Here is a 15,537-nt window from a genome sequence, read left to right on the forward strand (position 1 = left end):
CGTACAGGTGAGGGGCGGCGGGAGTGGATCCCGCCGCCCCTCGTACTGCCGGAAGCCGTACCAGAAGGGTTACGGCTGCGGGGTGGCGTGCGGCGTGCAGGTGACGTCCGCGCCGTCCACCTTGCCGGTGAGCAGGTAGGTGTCGACGCGGTCGTTGATGCACGGGTTGACCAGGCCGGTCACCCCGTGCGATCCGGCGCCCTGCTCGGTGATGAGGCGGGAGCCCTTGAAGCGCTTGTGCAGTTCGACGGCGCCCGGGTACGGGGTGGCGGCGTCACGCGTGGACTGCACGATCAGCACCGGCGGCAGGCCCTTGTGGGTGGTGACCTCCACCGGCGTCCGCTGCTTGACCGGCCAGGTGGCGCAGGGCAGGTTCATCCATGCGTTGGCCCAGGTCATGAACGGGTACTGCTTGTTGAGCTCGGTGTTGTCGCGGTCCCACTTCTTCCAGCTGGTGGGCCACTTGGCGTCGGTGCACTCCACGGCGGTGTAGACGGCGTTGCCGTTCTCCGCCGTGATGTTGCCGGCGGTGTCGCCGAGGTCCGGGGCGGCCGCGTCGACCAGCGCCTGGGTGTCACCGGCGACGTACTTGCTGAAAACGGTCGCGACCGGGACCCAGGACGAGTCGTAGTACGGCGCGCTCTGGAAGAAGGAGATCAGCTCGGCCGGTCCGACGACCCCGCCGATCGGGTTCGCCTTGGCGGTGGCGCGCAGCTGGAGCCACTTGGCCTGGACGGCGTCCCGCGTGGTGCCCAGGTGGAAGGCGGAGTCGTGTGCGGCGACCCAGTCCTCCCAGTCCTTCCAGCGGCCCTCGAAGGCGATGTCCTGCTCCAGGTTGGCCTGGTACCAGATGTTCTCGCGCGAGGGGTTGACCACGCTGTCGACGATCATCCGGCGCACATGACCCGGGAACAGCGTCCCGTACACCGCGCCGAGGTAGGTGCCGTAGGAGACGCCCAGGTAGTTGAGCTTCTTCTCGCCGAGCGCGGCCCGGATGACGTCCAGGTCGCGGGCGGTGTTCGGGGTGGTCATCTGCTGGAGCATCGCCCGGCCGGTGCGCGCGGCGCAGCCGTCCGCGTACTGCTTGGCGAGCCTGCGCTGGGCGGTCTTGTCGGCCTCGGTGTCGGGCACCGGGTCGGCCTTGGGCGCCTTCACGAACTCCTGCGGGTCGATGCAGGAGATGGGCGCGGAGTGGCCGACACCGCGCGGGTCGAAGCCCACGAAGTCGTACGCCTTGGCGGTGTTGACCCACAGCGGGCTCTTGGTGGTGACCCGGCGCGGGAAGCGCATCCCGGAGCCGCCCGGTCCGCCGGGGTTGTAGACGAGCGCGCCCTGGCGCTCCGCCTTCGTCCCGGTGTTGCCTATTCGGTCGACCGCCAGCTTGATCTGCTTGCCGTACGGCTTCGTGTAGTCGAGCGGCACGCTGACCCAGCCGCACTGGATGGGCTTCTCCAGGCCCCAGTCGGACGGACAGTCCGCCCAGGCGATCCCGGCCTTGGCGGCCTGCGCGGCGGCGACCGCGGCCCCCCACTGCGCGCGGTCCTGGCCGCCCTTGCGGGCCTCGGCACCGGACGCGGGCGCCGCCAGCGCGCCGGTGAGCAGGGTGGCGGTGACGAGCGCTCCCGCCGAAGCGAGCGCCAGCACACGGCTCTTCGATCTGAAGTTGTCCCTCAAGAGGGCCCCTCCCCGTACATGGTGACGAATGGTCAGGGGGGATCCTTCCGGCTGTGAACCTCCTGAGGACAGGGTGTGACCGCCGTCTTTACCAATCCGATAACCGGATGATCGCGTCCCGCTGAGCGGATCAGCCGCCGAGCCGGTCCAACGCCTCGTCCAGCACCCGCCGCAGCCGCAGCGCATCACCGGCCACCGCACTCACCAGGACGGCGGGTCCGGCGAGCGGAGTGAGCGCGGCACACTCCCCCAGCATCCGCGCCGCCTCCGGCTCGGCGTCGAACTCGGGTCGTACGACGACGAGTTGCCCCACCGCGCGATGTCCCGCCAGCACGGCGGGCCCGTCCCAGCCGCCGGGCGCACCGGGACCGCAGGCCAGCTCCTGGTCCAGCACGGCCCGTCCGGCGACGCGCACGGTGATCCGGCTGGTGAGCCGCCCCGGCTCCTCCCCCACCCGCCCGAGCACCTGTTCCTCACGCAGCACGAGCCGCCCGCCGGCACCGACGTCGACACGGGTCGTGACATGCAGATCGCTGCCCTTGGCCGCGATCAACTGCTCGGGCAGCCAGCGCAGTTCAGCGCCGTCGGCGACGTCGAGCCGGACGTCGTAGCGCGCCTCGCCCTTCGCCTGCCCCGGCAGCGAGATGGTGGCCGCGGCGGACCCGACGCTCAGCCGCGCCCCGCGCTCCACCGTCGCCTCGACCGCGAACCGGTCCCCGCCGAGCGGACCGCTCATCGCGCCGACGACCATCACCCGGGCCTCGGACCCGCTGCCGCGCGTGCGCCGCAGGGCGAGCGGCCCCTCGCCCTGCAGCACCGGGAGCGAGGTGCCGCCCCGCCCGTCCGCCCGGGCGACGATCCGCGCGGTCGCCCGCACCCCGGTGGCGGTCACGCCGTCCACGCGGCGAGCCGCTCACGCACCCAGCGGGCCACGTCCCCGACCCCGGACTCACTGCGCAACGACTGGAACACGACGGGCAGTTCGGCCCGCTGTGCCTTGGCGTCGGCGGCCATCCGCGCCAGATCCGAGCCCACATGGGGAGCGAGGTCCGTCTTGTTGACGACGAGCAGATCGGCGGTGGTGACCCCCGGCCCGCCCTTGCGCGGAATGTCGTCCCCGCCCGCCACGTCGATCACGAAGATCTGCGCGTCCACGAGCCCCTTGGAGAAGGTGGCGGTGAGATTGTCCCCGCCCGACTCGACGAGGATCAGATCCAGCGGCCCGACCTCGTCCTCCAGGTCCTCCACGGCTTCGAGGTTGGCCGAGATGTCGTCCCGGATCGCGGTGTGCGGGCAGGCCCCCGTCTCGACCGCGGTGATCCGCTCGGGGGGCAGTACGGCCTCCCGGAGCAGGAACTCGGCGTCCTCGCGCGTGTAGATGTCGTTGGTGACGACCGCGAGCGACAGCTGCTCCCGCAGTGCTCGGCAGAGCGCGGCGACGGTGGCCGTCTTCCCGGACCCGACGGGCCCGCCGAGCCCGATCCGGAGGGCCCGCCGGGACCCGTCGGGCCGATGGGCGTCGGCACTCACGGCGACGGGGCCGTGCTGGTGTGCGTGGTCGAGATGCATGTGCGGCTCCTTGTTCTACTGGCCTTGCTTCTGGTCCGGGGCGGCAGCCCCCGGGTGCGGGGAGAACTACGACGCGAACAACCGCACCGCCCACCCCGCGTGCCACTCCGCCCCGATCTCCAGCAGCGGCGCCGAAGCCGCCGGCAGCGCGTCGACCCCGCCCCCGGCCACCCCCCGCGCCGCCTCCACGGCCCGGTCGACCACCCGGTCCACCTCCGGCGCCAGCCGGGCCAGTGCCCCGGTCGCCTCGAACGGGTCCAGGCTCAGCAGCCGCACCACCGCCGTGGCCGGCCCGCTCACGTTCTCGTACGCCGCGCAGTAGGCCGCGTCCTCGGCCGAGAGCCCCGCCGCCCGGGCGACCACGCCGAGGACCACCGGCTGATGCGCGCCCTTGGGGAACTCCCGTGCCACGGCTTCGAGTTCGGGCGAGGGCCAGGTCGCCCGCGCGGCCCGCAGCAGCTGCCGCCCGAGCCGGCGGGCGGCGCCCCGGAGCGCCGGGGACGGCGTCCGCGCGTCAGCCGCCGCGTCCAACTCCCGTACGTCCGCTCCGAGTACGGCGGCCGCGGCGAGCGCGCCCGCCACCAGTCCCGCCGTGTGCAACCGCCCTCGGCAGAACTCCTCCAGACTCGCCGCCCCGGTGATCCGTCCGGCCTTGACGGCGGCCTCCGCGCCGCCGGAGTGCGCATGCCCTCCGGCGGGAAAGCGGCCGTCGGCGAGGACCAGCAACGCTGCCCTGGACATCACGTACCCCCAGCCCTCAGAACAGGAAGTAGCGCTGGGCCATGGGCAGTTCGGCGGCCGGGGTCGCCTCGACCAGCTCCCCGTCGATGTGCACGGCGAAGCTGTCGGGGTCGACCCGCACCGTCGGACGCGCGTCGTTCTCCCGCATGTCCGCCTTGGTCACCGCACGCGTCGACTCGATGGCGACGAACCGCTTGCCGAGCTGCAGTCGCTCCGGCAGCCCGTCCTCGATCGCCAGCGGGGCGACGAAGTTGAAGGAGTTGGCGGCCGGTGCGCGCCCGATCGCCCCGTACATGGGACGCGGCAGGATCGGCTGGGGCGTCGGGATCGAGGCGTTGGCGTCGCCCATCTGCGCGTAGGCGATCTGCCCGCCCTTGAGGACGAGGTGCGGCTTGACCCCGAAGAACGCGGGCTCCCAGAGCACCAGGTCGGCGAGTTTCCCGGTCTCCACCGAGCCGATCTCCCGGGCCAGCCCCTGCGCGAGGGCCGGGTTGATCGTGTACTTGGCGACATACCGCCGTACCCGGTGGTTGTCGGCGCGCCCGTCCCCCGGCAGCGCTCCCCGCCGCCGCTTCATCACATGCGCGGTCTGCCAGGTCCGCAGGATGACCTCGCCGACGCGTCCCATGGCCTGGGCGTCGGAGGAGATGATCGAGATCGCGCCCAGGTCGTGCAGTATGTCCTCGGCCCCGATGGTCGACGGCCGGATCCGGGACTCGGCGAAGGCCAGGTCCTCCGGCACCGCCGCGTTGAGGTGGTGACACACCATCAGCATGTCGAGGTGTTCCTCGGCGGTGTTCACCGTGTACGGCCGGGTCGGGTTCGTGGAGCTGGGCAGGACGTGCGGCTCGGAGACGACGGTCATGATGTCGGGCGCGTGGCCGCCGCCCGCGCCCTCGGTGTGGTACGCGTGGATCCCGCGCCCCCCGATGGCGGCCAGGGTGTCCCCCACGAAACCCGCCTCGTTCAGCGTGTCCGTGTGGATCGCGACCTGCACGCCCGTGCGGTCGGCGACGGTCAGGGCGGCGTCGATGACCGCGGGCGTCGAGCCCCAGTCCTCGTGCAGTTTCAGCCCGAGTGCCCCGCCCCGGATCTGGGAGAACATCGCCTCGTGCGAGACGGTGTTGCCCTTGCCGAGGAAGCCGATGTTGAGGGGGTACTGCTCCATCGCCTCCAGCATCCGGGCGAGGTGCCAGGGGCCCGGGGTGACGGTGGTCGCCTTGGACCCCTCGGCCGGGCCCGTGCCGCCGCCCACCAGGGTGGTGACCCCGGCCGACAGCGCCTCGTCGGCGATCTGCGGGCAGATGAAGTGGACGTGCGCGTCGACGCCGCCGGCGGTGAGGATCCGGCCGTTGCCGGCGATGACCTCGGTCTCGGGGCCGATCACCAGGTCCGGGTGGACCCCGTCCATGGTGTCGGGGTTGCCGGCCTTGCCGATGCCGGTGATCCGGCCGTCGCGGATGCCGACGTCGGCCTTGACGATGCCCCAGTGGTCGATGATCACCGCACCGGTGACGATCGTGTCGGGGGTGCCGTCTGCGCGCGTAGCACGCGACTGGCCCATGGATTCTCGGATGACCTTGCCACCGCCGAAGACGGCCTCGTCCCCGGCGAGCCCGGGTCCGCCGGAGCGGTCCTCCTCGATCTCGACGATCAGGTCGGTGTCGGCGAGCCGGATCCGGTCACCGGTGGTCGGTCCGAACAGGTCCGCGTACGCGGCGCGGGAGATCTCAGGCATCGAGGGCCCCTCCGGTCTCCCCGCGCAGTCCGGGCACCACACGGGCGCCGGTGAGCGGGACGAGTTCGACGTCGACGGGGATGCCGGGCTCGAAGCGGACGGCGGTGCCGGCGGCGATGTTCAGCCGCTTGCCGCGCGCCGCGTCCCGGTCGAACTCGAGGCCGGGGTTGGCCTCGGCGAAGTGGTAGTGGGAGCCGACCTGGACGGGCCGGTCGGCCGCGTTGAGGACGGTCGTCCGGGTGACCTCGCGGCCCTCGTTGTACACGATGGGCCCGTCGGCGAAGAGGAACTCTCCGGGGATCATCGGCGGCCTCCTCAGACGATCGGGTCGTGGACGGTGACGAGCTTGGTGCCGTCCGGGAAGGTCGCCTCGACCTGGACGTCGTGGATCATCTCGGGGATGCCCTCCATCACGTCGTCCCTGGTGAGCAGCTTGCGGCCGGAGGCCATCAGCTCGGCGACGGTACGGCCGTCCCGCGCGCCTTCGAGGATGTGCGACGTGATGAGGGCGACCGCCTCGGGGTGGTTCAGCCGGAGCCCACGAGCCCGGCGCTTCTCGGCCACATCGGCCGCCACATGGATCAGCAGCCTCTCTTGCTCGTGCGGGGTCAGTTGCACGTCCCACCTCACAGTCCTCGCTCCGGACCGTGCGGGGCCCGGTTGCCGCAGCCACCCGTCCGGACACAAAACCGCTGGTGGCGTGGATGAGCAGGCTAGTTCGCCGGAGTTTCAACGACGTTAACCGGGCCACGGTCGCGAGCAGCGGCCGTCGGGACGGTGCTCAGCGCACCGCGCGGACCACCCGTTGCGCCCTGCGGCCGCCCGCCGACGGACATCGGGCCCACGGATGCCGGAGCCGCGTTCGGCAGGAAGCCCTTCCCTCTGTCCGCTCACCGTCCGGCGCGCGCAGGTGACCGGCGCGACAGAGCGGACGGTCTCACCGCCGGAGGCCGCGCTCGCGCCCGTCCGGGTGAAGGTGGGGACGCCGGGCCCCCTCCGGAGGGGGCCGATGCCATACCGGCGGTCAGGAGCCCGCGGCTCCCCGGTGTTCGGCCGCGATGCCGAAGCGGCCGCGTTCGGGACGGACGGAGGCGGTCTCGCGGACCGTGGAGACCGAGCTGACCACGTGCTCCTCGGGGGATTCGGGGAGTTCCTCGAGGCGCTCGAGGTCGGCGGCGGAGACCAGGGCGACCAGCGGCTTGCCGTGACGGGTCACGACGACGCGCTCGCCGCCGTACACCACCCGGTTGATCAGTTCGGCGAGCTCAGCCCTGGCTTGCGTCACCGGAATCTCGTAGGCCATGAACCCAGCTTACGGGGCACCTCGGACAACACCTCTTGTTCGGCGACAGCGGAATCCCTCTCCAGCACTACGTACGTCCTGTACATTTTTTACAGAGAGTCCGGCCGCCGAGACCACACCTCGGCCGCGAGGAGGGGTATGCCATGACCCGACCGTCCGCCCGCTATGTCCTGCCCGAGTTCACCGAACGCACCAGCTCCGGGCAGCGCACCCTGGATCCGTACTCGAAGCTGCTGGAGGAGCGGATCGTCTTCCTGGGCACGCCGGTGGACGAGACCTCCGCCAACGACGTGATGGCGCAGCTGATGTATCTGGAACACGCGGCTCCGGAGCGGGACATCTCGCTGTACATCAACTCTCCGGGCGGGTCGTTCAGCGCGATGGCCGCGATCTACGACACGGTCCAGTACGTCACCTGTGACGTGGAGACGATCTGCCTGGGGCAGGCCGGGGCGTCCGCCGCCGTGCTGCTCGCGGCCGGCACGCCGGGCAAGCGGTCCGCGCTGCCGGGCGCCCGTGTCGTGCTCCAGCAGCCCTCGCTGCCCGAACCGGTACGGGGCCAGCCGAGTGATCTGGTCATCCGGGCGGCGGAGTTGGAGCGGGTCCGCGCGATGCTCGAAACGATGCTGGTCCGGCACACCGGGCGCACCCCCGAGCAGATCCACCAGGACCTGGAGCGGGACCTGGTGCTGGACGCGCGGGAGGCGCTGGCGTACGGGCTGGTGGACCGGGTCGTACCCACCCACCGGACCTCGCCCGGCCTGCCGGACGCGGGGTGATCCGGCGATGCTGCCACCGGAACTGCCGCCGCTGCCCGCGCTGACCCGCGCCGAGGGCGAGTTGATCGACCGTTACCTGGACGTGGTCGACCTGCTGGGCCGGATCAACCCGGCGCAGAACGAGGACACGTACCGCGGGCTGCGCGCCGCGCAGGCGCTGGTGCGCGCCGCGTCCGAGCTGCGTGACGCGCTGGCCCTGATGCACGGGCGGGGCGAGACGGAGCTGCACGGGGACACGCTGGCACGCGCGTTGCGGGTGCTCGACGGCGAGCGCCGGACCGCTCGCGTCGTACTCCCGCCGGACTGCGTACGGTGACCGCCGCAGAGGCCGGGCGGGGCGCGTCGACGCCCTGTCCGCGCCGGAGTTGAAACGGCCCAACGGGGTTACCCCCGTTCGGCGGAGCATGGCGTGGTTTTACCTGACCGACAGGCCCGCTCGGTACGCCCGTTCGAGGATGCCCGCCGAGCGCTTCTCCGCAGGTCCGGGGCTACGCAGGGCAGTTGACGATGAATCGAACACAGTACTGTCCACCCGAACGGGTGGGTGGTGAGTAACCCCACAAATCCCCGATTCCATTGGGATTTTCGGACACGTGTGAGTGAAGATCCCTGTCTGACGACAAGCCCCCGCCACAGCGGCGGGGCGGTCCGGGCGGACGCCGAGTCCTGCCGCCGCCCGGATTGACCCGTCGACAGAAGTGCATCGGCAGGAGTGGAGGACCCAAGCACGACGGGTCGCCGGGACGGTCACACCATGACCGGGCCGAGCAGCCCTTGGGGTGAAGCCGTGGCGACACGGCCGGGCAACTTCGCCAGCCCGAATCCGACAGGTCATCCTTCACAGGCGGCTGACGAAGGGTTGCGCATGACCGCGCTCAATCGCGTTCCGTCGCTCATGGTCCGGGCCGGTACGGCCTCGGCGCTGACGATCGCCGCCGTCGGCGGCTCGATCGTGATCCCGGGGGTCGCCTCCGACGCCTCGGCCGCCACGATGGGGACCAAGGCGCTTCAGGTCGCCGCGTCCAAGAAGGGCAAGCCCTACAGGTGGGGCGCCACCGGTCCGAACCGGTTCGACTGCTCCGGGCTGACGCTGTACTCGTTCAAGAAGGCGGGCAAGAAGCTGCCCCGTACGGCGGCCCAGCAGTACAACAAGACCCGTCACATCTCGGCCGGCAACCGCAAGGCCGGGGACCTGGTCTTCTTCCACTCGGGTTCCAGCGTCTACCACGTCGGCATCTACGCCGGGAAGGGAAAGATCTGGCACGCCCCGAAGACCGGGGACGTGGTCAAGCTCCAGAAGATCTGGACGAAGAGCGTCTGGTACGGCCGCGTCAGCTGACGCGCCCACCGGTCGGCCGGCGGGAACCCGGGGCTACGGTTCCTGCTGGCCGGCGGCGGTGACGGTGCCGGCCGGGACGGTCCAGGGGAGTTCGATGGAGACGGTCTTGCCGCCTTCGCGGGTGGGGCGTACGCGGAGTTTGCCGCCGCATTCGGCGGTCAGCCAGCGGATGATGACCATGCCGCGGCCGTTGTCCTGCTGGACCGCGGCGGGAAGTCTCTTGGGGAATCGCGGATGACTGTCCGTGACGCCGATGCGCAGGTGTTCGTCACGGTCGAGGATCATGTCCACCGTGAAGGTGGGTGACTGTCCGAAGGTGTGCTGTACGGCGTTGGTGGCGAGTTCGGAGACGATGAGGCGGATGGTGTCCGCGGTCTCCGTCTCCGGTGGCAGTCCCCACTCCGCGAGGACGTCCAGCACGTAGGAGCGGGCCGTGGAGACCGAGGCGGGATCGCTCGGCAGAGTGACGGATGCTTCCAGATGGTCTGCCATGGCGAGGTCGTCCCTTTCCTCGGGACCGGAGTCCGACACGGTGCGGAAGGTTCGAGTACGGTCCCGGACTGGTGCTTCTTCGTCAGACTGCCATTACCGGGCCGGTCACGGGGAGCGATCCACCAAGATATGCATATATCTGTCGCTCGAAGCGGTGAACTCTGCGACCTCAGACCGTATTTGGGCGGCTCGGAAGGAGTAAGGAGTAGCCCATGCAGAACGGTCCCGCGGTACGCCGCCGGAAACTGGGCGCCGAACTGCGCATGCTGCGCACCGGTGCGGGTCTCACGAGCGGTGAGGCCGCCCGTCTGGTGGGCTGGCATCAGTCGAAGGTGAGCCGGATCGAGACCGGCGCCAGCGGTGTGAAACCGGCCGATGTGCGGTTACTCCTCGACGCCTACGGAGTGGTCGAAGGGCAACTGCGGGAGTTGCTGCTGGTGTTGGCGGGGTCCGAGGACACGGCCGGGCGGCACCACTGGTGGCACGCCTATCGGGGGGTGCTGCCGCCCGCCTACCGGGATTTCATCAGCCTGGAATCGCAGGCCGGGGCGATGCGCACGCTGGAGACCCTGGTCGTCCCGGGGCTGCTGCAGACCCCCGAGTACGCGCGTGCCGTGACCCGGGTGGCCGCCGACGGGCTCGACGACGAGGCCCTGGACGCCCTGGTGGAGGTACGTCTGGCCAGGCAGGACGTGCTGCGCAACGACCCGCCGCTGGAGCTCAGCGCGGTACTCGACGAGGCGGTGCTGCGCCGGGAGGTCGGCGGTCCGGGGGTGATGACACGGCAGCTGGCGCGGCTGATGGAGGCGGCCCGGCTGCCCCAGGTACGGCTCCAGGTACTGCCGTTCGCGGCGGGGGCGCATATCGGCATCACCGGGCCTTTCGTAATCTTCTCATTTCCGAGCACTTCTGATCTGGATGTGGTTGTTCTCGACCAGTTGACGAGTAGCCTCTACCTGGAGCGGAAAGAAGACCTCCAGGCCTACGCGGAGGCCTTCAACACCCTTCAGATCCACGCCCTTTCGCCCGAGGACTCGTTGGATTACATCGCCGGGATACAGGACGGCGCGTAAGGAGGCACCATGACTGCACTGCCTCGGAACGTACCTTCAAGTGCTGATCTGCACGGATTGCGGTGGCTGCGCAGCAGCTACAGCACCGGTGCGAACAACTGCGTGGAGACGGCACGGCCGCACTCCGGCCCACCGGCCGGACTGCTCGCCGTACGCGACTCCAAGAACCCGGCCGGACCCGCGCTGCTCTTCTCCCCCGAGAGCTGGGCGAGTTTCGTGGCCGCGGTCAGCGACTGATCAGCGCTCCCCGCTGATCAGGTTGCGAACAAAACTGATCAGTATGCAACCGAATCCGTAATCGACTCCGTATCCGCATCCGAGCGCAGCCCGGCCGTGTCACGCCGACTCATGGTCGTGTTTCGCCGATCACACGTACAGCGCGTTCGATCTCGGCCCCGGAGAGGTCCGCGCGGGCGGTCAGCCGCAGCCGTGAGATGCCGTCCGGCACGGAAGGCGGACGGAAGCAGCCCACGGCCAGGCCTGCCGTACGGCAGTCGGCCGCCCAACGCACGGCCCCCTCCGGGGACGGTGCCCGCACGGAGACCACCGCGGCGTCCGGCCGTACCGCTTCCAGGCCCGCGGCGGTCAGCCGTGCGTGCAGGTCGGCGGCCACCTCGCGGGCCCGGGCCGCCCGCCCGGGCTCGCGTCGCAGCAGCCGCAGGGCCGCGAGGGCCGCCCCCGCCGCGGCGGGGGCCAGGCCGGTGTCGAAGATGAAGGTGCGGGCCGCGTTGACCAGGTGGTCGATCACCCGGGCCGGTCCGAACACGACCCCGCCCTGGCTGCCCAGCGACTTGGAGAGGGTCGCCGTGACGACCACGTCGTCGGCGCCGGAGAGCCCGGCCGCGTACGCGGCTCCCCGCCCGCCGTCCCCGAGGACCCCGAGCCCGTGCGCGTCGTCGACGAGCAGCCCGGCGCCGCGCTCCCGGCACGCCGCGGCCAGCCCGGCCAGCGGCGCCGCGTCGCCGTCCACCGAGAACACCGTGTCGGAGACGACCACCGCGGGTCCCTCGTGGGTGCCGAGCGCCTTGCGCACGGCGTCCGGGTCGGCGTGTCCGACGACCTGGGTGGTGCCCCGGGCCAGCCGGCAGCCGTCGATCAGGGAGGCGTGGTTGAGCGCGTCGGAGACGATCAGGGAGCCGTGCGGGCCGAGCGTGGTGACGGCAGCCAGGTTGGCGGCGTAGCCGGAGGAGAAGACCAGGGCCGCCTCGAACCCGCTGAATTCGGCCAGCTCGCGCTCCAGCTCGGTGTGGAGCTCGGTGGTGCCGGTCACCAGCCGGGAGCCGGTGGAGCCGCCGCCCCAGGTCCGGGCCGCCTCGGCGGCGCCCGCGGCGATCTCCGGGTGGTGGGCGAGGCCCAGGTAGTCGTTGCTCGCCAGGTCCAGCAGCGGCGAGTCGGCGGGGCGGGGGCGCAGGGTCCGTACGAGTCCGGCGCGGCGGCGCTGTTCCGCCTGTCCGTCGATCCAGCCGAACGCCATGACCCCTCCGGTGATTTTGTAGGCAGTGGACAGACCCTAGCGGGACGACCGGTCACGCACTGTGTGGCAATACCCACACGTCGAACTGACAGGGTTGTGCAAACTCTCCTTGGCCCGGAGCAGCCTCGTAGTACAGGATCGGCTCTCATGGACCTGCTGAACACGCTGGTGGACAAGGGGCTTCGGCGCGAGCTGCCGACCCGCGAGGAAGCGCTCGCCGTTCTGGCGACCTCCGACGACGACGTGCTCGATGTGGTGGCCGCGGCCGGCAAGGTGCGCCGGCAGTGGTTCGGCCGGCGCGTGAAACTCAACTACCTGGTCAACCTCAAGTCCGGTCTGTGCCCGGAGGACTGCTCCTACTGCTCGCAGCGCCTCGGCTCCACGACCGGGATCCTGAAGTACTCCTGGCTGAAACCCGACGAGGCCTCCAAGGCGGCCGCCGCGGGCCTCGCCGGGGGCGCCAAGCGGGTCTGCCTGGTGGCGTCCGGGCGCGGTCCGACCGACCGGGACGTGGACCGGGTCGCCGGCACCATCAAGGCCATCAAGGAGCAGAACGAGGGCGTCGAGGTCTGTGCCTGTCTCGGCCTGCTCTCCGACGGCCAGGCGGAGCGGCTGCGCGAGGCGGGCGCCGACGCCTACAACCACAACCTCAACACGTCCGAGGGGACGTACGGGGACATCACGACCACCCACACGTACGCCGATCGGGTGGACACGGTCAACAAGGCGCACGCGGCCGGTCTGTCCGCCTGTTCCGGTCTGATCGCCGGTATGGGCGAGAGCGACGAGGACCTGGTCGACGTGGTCTTCTCGCTGCGCGAGCTGGACCCGGACTCGGTGCCGGTCAACTTCCTGATCCCGGTCGAGGGCACCCCGCTGGCCAAGGAGTGGAACCTCACCCCGCAGCGCTGTCTGCGGATCCTCGCGATGGTGCGGTTCGTCTGCCCCGACGTGGAGGTCCGCATCGCGGGCGGCCGCGAGGTCCATCTGCGCACCATGCAGCCGCTCGCGCTGCACCTGGCCAACTCGATCTTCCTCGGCGACTACCTGACCACCGAGGGCCAGGCCGGGCAGGCCGACCTGGAGATGATCGCGGACGCCGGTTTCGTGGTGGAGGGCGCGGACGAGGTGACGCTGCCGCAGCACCGGGCCGAGGTCCAGGGCGCCGGCTGCGGATCGCACGCCGGGCAGGCCGACGCCGGATGCGGATCGGGGGGCTGCGGCTCCCACGAGGACGTCTGCGGTACGGCTGCGGTCAACGAGCCGCGCACCGACCTGGTCGCCGTCCGCCGCCGGGGTGCCGGAACGGATCTCGCGCCCAATGCCTGACCTGAGCGTCCCCGAGCTGCTGGACCTGGACCGCCGGCACGTCTGGCACCCGTACGGTCCGATGCCCGGCCGGGCCGAACCGCTCGTCGTGGAGTCGGCGAGCGGGGTCCGGTTGAGGTTGGCGGACGGCTCGGGCGACCTGGTCGACGGCATGTCGTCCTGGTGGTCGGCGATCCACGGCTACAACCACCCGGTGCTCAACGAGGCCGCGCGCGAGCAGCTCGGCCGGATGAGTCATGTGATGTTCGGCGGGCTCACCCACGAGCCCGCCGTCCGGCTCGCGAAGCTCCTTGTCGACATGTCTCCGGACGGTCTGGAGCATGTCTTCCTCGCCGACTCCGGTTCGGTGTCGGTCGAGGTCGCGGTGAAGATGTGCCTGCAGTACTGGCGCTCCCTCGGCCGGCCCGCGAAGCAGCGCCTGCTGACCTGGCGCGGCGGCTACCACGGCGACACCTGGCAGCCGATGTCGGTGTGCGACCCCGAGGGCGGGATGCACGACCTGTGGTCCGGGGTACTGCCGCGCCAGGTCTTCGCGGACGCGCCGCCGGCGGAGTACGAGGAGTCGTACGCGGACCACCTGCGCTCCGCGATCGAGCGGCACGCGCACGAACTGGCCGCGGTGATCGTGGAGCCGGTGGTGCAGGGCGCGGGCGGGATGCGGTTCCACTCCCCCGCCTATCTGCGGGTGCTGCGCGAGGCCTGCGACGCGCACGACGTGCTGCTGGTGTTCGACGAGATCGCGACCGGCTTCGGGCGCACGGGTGCGCTGTTCGCGGCGGACCACGCGGCCGTCACCCCGGATGTGATGTGCGTGGGCAAGGCGCTGACCGGCGGTTATCTGACGATGGCGGCGACGCTGTGCACGTCCCGGGTGGCCGCGGGCATCTCGCGGGGCGAGGTGCCGGTGCTGGCCCACGGACCGACGTTCATGGGCAACCCCCTCGCCGCCTCCGTGGCCTGCGCCTCGCTCGGGCTGCTGCTCGGCCAGGACTGGCTCGGCGAGGTCAAGCGGATCGAGTCCGGCCTGCGCGACGGACTCGCGCCCGCGCGGGACCTGCCCGGCGTCCGGGACGTCCGGGTCCTCGGCGCCATCGGGGTCGTCCAGCTCGACCACGAGGTCGACATGTCGGCCGCGACGGACGCGGCGGTGCGCGAGGGCGTGTGGCTGCGGCCCTTCCGCGACCTGGTCTACACGATGCCGCCGTACGTCACGGGTGACGCGGACGTGGCACGGATCGCGCGCGCGGTGTGCGCCGCCGCGCGGGAGGGATGAGCATGCCGATCCTGGTGATCACGGGGACGGGCACGGAGGTCGGCAAGACGGTCACCACGGCCGCGGTCGCCGCCGCGGCGGTCGCGGCGGGCCGCTCGGTCGCGGTCCTCAAGGCCGCGCAGACCGGTGTACGACCGGACGAGCGCGGGGACGCCGACGAGGTCGCGCGGCTCGCGGGTGCCGTGACGGCGGCCGAAGTCGCCCGTTTCCCCGAGCCGTTGGCGCCGGGCACGGCGGCCCGTCGGGCGGGCATGTCCCCCGTGCGTCCGCAGGACGTGGCGGAGGCGGCCGCCAAACTGGCCACAGACCACGATCTGGTGCTGGTGGAGGGCGCCGGCGGGCTGCTCGTCCGCTTCGACGCGACGGGCGGCACCCTGGCGGACGTGGCGCGGCTGCTGAACGCTCCGGTGCTGCTGGTGGCGTCGGCCGGGCTCGGCACGCTCAACACGACCGAGCTGACGGCCCGTGAGCTGCGGTTCCGGGAGCTGGAGTTGCTGGGTGTGGTGATCGGCAGCTGGCCGGACTCCCCGGACCTGGCGTCGCGTTGCAATGTGGCCGACCTCCCGGAGGTGGCGGGGGCGCCGCTGCTCGGCGCCCTGCCCGCCGGGGCCGGGGCGTCGGCTCCCGCCGACTTCCGTGCGGTGGCGCCGAGTTGGCTGTCGGCACGGCTGGACGGCACCTGGGACGCGGAGGCGTTCCGGATGCGAGTGGCGGCCTAGCCGTCGTCAGGTGCGGCACCGTCGTGGCTGGTCG

The 15,537-nt window shown here is 71.5% G+C and carries 18 protein-coding genes and 1 riboswitch; of the genes, 8 read left to right on the forward strand and 10 right to left on the reverse strand.

The features are described 5' to 3' along the window. Window positions 1-69: 69 nt before the first annotated feature. The 8 genes from ACIPSJ_RS43500 to ACIPSJ_RS43535 form a co-directional block, all read right to left on the reverse strand. On the reverse strand, window positions 70-1,674 hold the full coding sequence (locus ACIPSJ_RS43500) for an alpha/beta hydrolase (RefSeq protein ID WP_401354485.1): 1,605 nt from the start codon (window positions 1,672-1,674) through the stop codon (window positions 70-72). Between the two features lie 130 nt (window positions 1,675-1,804). Further along, window positions 1,805-2,566, reverse strand: a complete 762-nt coding sequence (locus ACIPSJ_RS43505; protein WP_401354857.1) for an urease accessory protein UreD — start codon at window positions 2,564-2,566, stop codon at window positions 1,805-1,807. Continuing rightward, the gene (ureG, locus tag ACIPSJ_RS43510; protein ID WP_401354488.1) at window positions 2,563-3,243 is read right to left on the reverse strand and encodes an urease accessory protein UreG; all 681 of its coding nucleotides are present in this window, start codon (window positions 3,241-3,243) and stop codon (window positions 2,563-2,565) included. Before ureG ends, ACIPSJ_RS43505 begins: the two co-directional genes overlap by 4 nt. 66 nt (window positions 3,244-3,309) lie before the next feature. After that, window positions 3,310-3,984, reverse strand: coding sequence for an urease accessory protein UreF (locus tag ACIPSJ_RS43515; RefSeq protein ID WP_401354490.1), 675 nt, complete (start codon window positions 3,982-3,984; stop codon window positions 3,310-3,312). Between the two features lie 16 nt (window positions 3,985-4,000). Then, window positions 4,001-5,722 carry an urease subunit alpha gene (locus ACIPSJ_RS43520; RefSeq protein WP_401354492.1) on the reverse strand — a complete coding sequence of 574 codons (1,722 nt, stop codon included), beginning with the start codon at window positions 5,720-5,722 and terminating at the stop codon, window positions 4,001-4,003. Beyond that, complete coding sequence (locus ACIPSJ_RS43525; protein ID WP_355720377.1) at window positions 5,715-6,026, reverse strand: urease subunit beta; 312 nt, start codon at window positions 6,024-6,026, stop codon at window positions 5,715-5,717. The genes ACIPSJ_RS43520 and ACIPSJ_RS43525 overlap by 8 nt, the downstream gene beginning before the upstream one ends. Window positions 6,027-6,037: 11 nt before the next feature. Beyond that, window positions 6,038-6,340 carry an urease subunit gamma gene (locus tag ACIPSJ_RS43530; protein ID WP_037782101.1) on the reverse strand — a complete coding sequence of 101 codons (303 nt, stop codon included), beginning with the start codon at window positions 6,338-6,340 and terminating at the stop codon, window positions 6,038-6,040. Window positions 6,341-6,746: 406 nt separating this feature from the next. After that, window positions 6,747-7,025, reverse strand: a complete 279-nt coding sequence (locus ACIPSJ_RS43535; RefSeq protein ID WP_359219518.1) for a type II toxin-antitoxin system Phd/YefM family antitoxin — start codon at window positions 7,023-7,025, stop codon at window positions 6,747-6,749. Between the two features lie 143 nt (window positions 7,026-7,168). Between ACIPSJ_RS43535 and ACIPSJ_RS43540 the strand changes: the two genes are divergently transcribed. The 3 genes from ACIPSJ_RS43540 to ACIPSJ_RS43550 all read left to right on the forward strand — a co-directional run bounded on the left by ACIPSJ_RS43540 (window position 7,169) and on the right by ACIPSJ_RS43550 (window position 9,143). Then, window positions 7,169-7,804 (forward strand): ATP-dependent Clp protease proteolytic subunit, encoded by a 636-nt coding sequence (locus tag ACIPSJ_RS43540; protein WP_401354496.1) that lies wholly within the window; start codon window positions 7,169-7,171, stop codon window positions 7,802-7,804. A gap of 7 nt (window positions 7,805-7,811) precedes the next feature. Further along, window positions 7,812-8,120, forward strand: coding sequence for a hypothetical protein (locus ACIPSJ_RS43545; RefSeq protein ID WP_355720386.1), 309 nt, complete (start codon window positions 7,812-7,814; stop codon window positions 8,118-8,120). A 361-nt stretch (window positions 8,121-8,481) separates the two neighbouring features. Then, a riboswitch (cyclic di-AMP (ydaO/yuaA leader) is annotated at window positions 8,482-8,666 on the forward strand. A gap of 3 nt (window positions 8,667-8,669) precedes the next feature. Continuing rightward, window positions 8,670-9,143, forward strand: a complete 474-nt coding sequence (locus ACIPSJ_RS43550; RefSeq protein WP_355720389.1) for a C40 family peptidase — start codon at window positions 8,670-8,672, stop codon at window positions 9,141-9,143. 33 nt (window positions 9,144-9,176) lie between these two features. Here the strand turns inward: ACIPSJ_RS43550 and ACIPSJ_RS43555 are convergent, their stop codons facing one another. Then, window positions 9,177-9,635 carry an ATP-binding protein gene (locus ACIPSJ_RS43555; RefSeq protein ID WP_359219522.1) on the reverse strand — a complete coding sequence of 153 codons (459 nt, stop codon included), beginning with the start codon at window positions 9,633-9,635 and terminating at the stop codon, window positions 9,177-9,179. A gap of 212 nt (window positions 9,636-9,847) precedes the next feature. Between ACIPSJ_RS43555 and ACIPSJ_RS43560 the strand changes: the two genes are divergently transcribed. Next, window positions 9,848-10,708 carry a helix-turn-helix transcriptional regulator gene (locus ACIPSJ_RS43560; protein ID WP_359219524.1) on the forward strand — a complete coding sequence of 287 codons (861 nt, stop codon included), beginning with the start codon at window positions 9,848-9,850 and terminating at the stop codon, window positions 10,706-10,708. A gap of 9 nt (window positions 10,709-10,717) precedes the next feature. Continuing rightward, entirely contained in the window at window positions 10,718-10,945 is a 228-nt protein-coding gene (locus ACIPSJ_RS43565) for a DUF397 domain-containing protein (protein ID WP_401354499.1), read from the forward strand. Window positions 10,946-11,054: 109 nt separating this feature from the next. Here the strand turns inward: ACIPSJ_RS43565 and ACIPSJ_RS43570 are convergent, their stop codons facing one another. Further along, window positions 11,055-12,182 carry an 8-amino-7-oxononanoate synthase gene (locus ACIPSJ_RS43570; protein WP_355720401.1) on the reverse strand — a complete coding sequence of 376 codons (1,128 nt, stop codon included), beginning with the start codon at window positions 12,180-12,182 and terminating at the stop codon, window positions 11,055-11,057. Between the two features lie 147 nt (window positions 12,183-12,329). Here ACIPSJ_RS43570 and bioB point away from each other — a divergent pair, with 147 nt between their 5' ends. From bioB to bioD, 3 genes are read left to right on the forward strand one after another with little or no spacing between them, the layout of a single operon-like run. Then, window positions 12,330-13,511 (forward strand): biotin synthase BioB, encoded by a 1,182-nt coding sequence (bioB, locus tag ACIPSJ_RS43575; RefSeq protein WP_401354502.1) that lies wholly within the window; start codon window positions 12,330-12,332, stop codon window positions 13,509-13,511. Further along, window positions 13,504-14,784, forward strand: coding sequence for an adenosylmethionine--8-amino-7-oxononanoate transaminase (locus ACIPSJ_RS43580; protein WP_401354505.1), 1,281 nt, complete (start codon window positions 13,504-13,506; stop codon window positions 14,782-14,784). Before bioB ends, ACIPSJ_RS43580 begins: the two co-directional genes overlap by 8 nt. A 2-nt stretch (window positions 14,785-14,786) precedes the next feature. Then, the gene (bioD, locus tag ACIPSJ_RS43585) at window positions 14,787-15,503 is read left to right on the forward strand and encodes a dethiobiotin synthase (RefSeq protein ID WP_401354859.1); all 717 of its coding nucleotides are present in this window, start codon (window positions 14,787-14,789) and stop codon (window positions 15,501-15,503) included. The last annotated feature ends 34 nt before the right edge of the window (window positions 15,504-15,537 follow it).

It is taken from the genome of Streptomyces sp. NPDC090088 (genome assembly GCF_044747345.1).
Taxonomy (GTDB): Bacteria; Actinomycetota; Actinomycetes; order Streptomycetales; family Streptomycetaceae; genus Streptomyces.

Coding starts and splice junctions, on each gene's coding strand:
- ACIPSJ_RS43520 (WP_401354492.1), bottom strand. CDS start 5,722: ATGCCTGAGATCTCCCGCGCCGCGTACGCGGACCTGTTCGGACCGACC.
- ACIPSJ_RS43560 (WP_359219524.1), top strand. CDS start 9,848: ATGCAGAACGGTCCCGCGGTACGCCGCCGGAAACTGGGCGCCGAACTG.
- ACIPSJ_RS43570 (WP_355720401.1), bottom strand. CDS start 12,182: ATGGCGTTCGGCTGGATCGACGGACAGGCGGAACAGCGCCGCCGCGCC.
- ACIPSJ_RS43540 (WP_401354496.1), top strand. CDS start 7,169: ATGACCCGACCGTCCGCCCGCTATGTCCTGCCCGAGTTCACCGAACGC.
- ACIPSJ_RS43515 (WP_401354490.1), bottom strand. CDS start 3,984: ATGTCCAGGGCAGCGTTGCTGGTCCTCGCCGACGGCCGCTTTCCCGCC.
- ACIPSJ_RS43580 (WP_401354505.1), top strand. CDS start 13,504: ATGCCTGACCTGAGCGTCCCCGAGCTGCTGGACCTGGACCGCCGGCAC.
- ACIPSJ_RS43555 (WP_359219522.1), bottom strand. CDS start 9,635: ATGGCAGACCATCTGGAAGCATCCGTCACTCTGCCGAGCGATCCCGCC.
- ACIPSJ_RS43565 (WP_401354499.1), top strand. CDS start 10,718: ATGACTGCACTGCCTCGGAACGTACCTTCAAGTGCTGATCTGCACGGA.
- ureG (WP_401354488.1), bottom strand. CDS start 3,243: ATGCATCTCGACCACGCACACCAGCACGGCCCCGTCGCCGTGAGTGCC.
- ACIPSJ_RS43550 (WP_355720389.1), top strand. CDS start 8,670: ATGACCGCGCTCAATCGCGTTCCGTCGCTCATGGTCCGGGCCGGTACG.
- ACIPSJ_RS43525 (WP_355720377.1), bottom strand. CDS start 6,026: ATGATCCCCGGAGAGTTCCTCTTCGCCGACGGGCCCATCGTGTACAAC.
- ACIPSJ_RS43545 (WP_355720386.1), top strand. CDS start 7,812: ATGCTGCCACCGGAACTGCCGCCGCTGCCCGCGCTGACCCGCGCCGAG.
- bioD (WP_401354859.1), top strand. CDS start 14,787: ATGCCGATCCTGGTGATCACGGGGACGGGCACGGAGGTCGGCAAGACG.
- bioB (WP_401354502.1), top strand. CDS start 12,330: ATGGACCTGCTGAACACGCTGGTGGACAAGGGGCTTCGGCGCGAGCTG.
- ACIPSJ_RS43535 (WP_359219518.1), bottom strand. CDS start 7,025: ATGGCCTACGAGATTCCGGTGACGCAAGCCAGGGCTGAGCTCGCCGAA.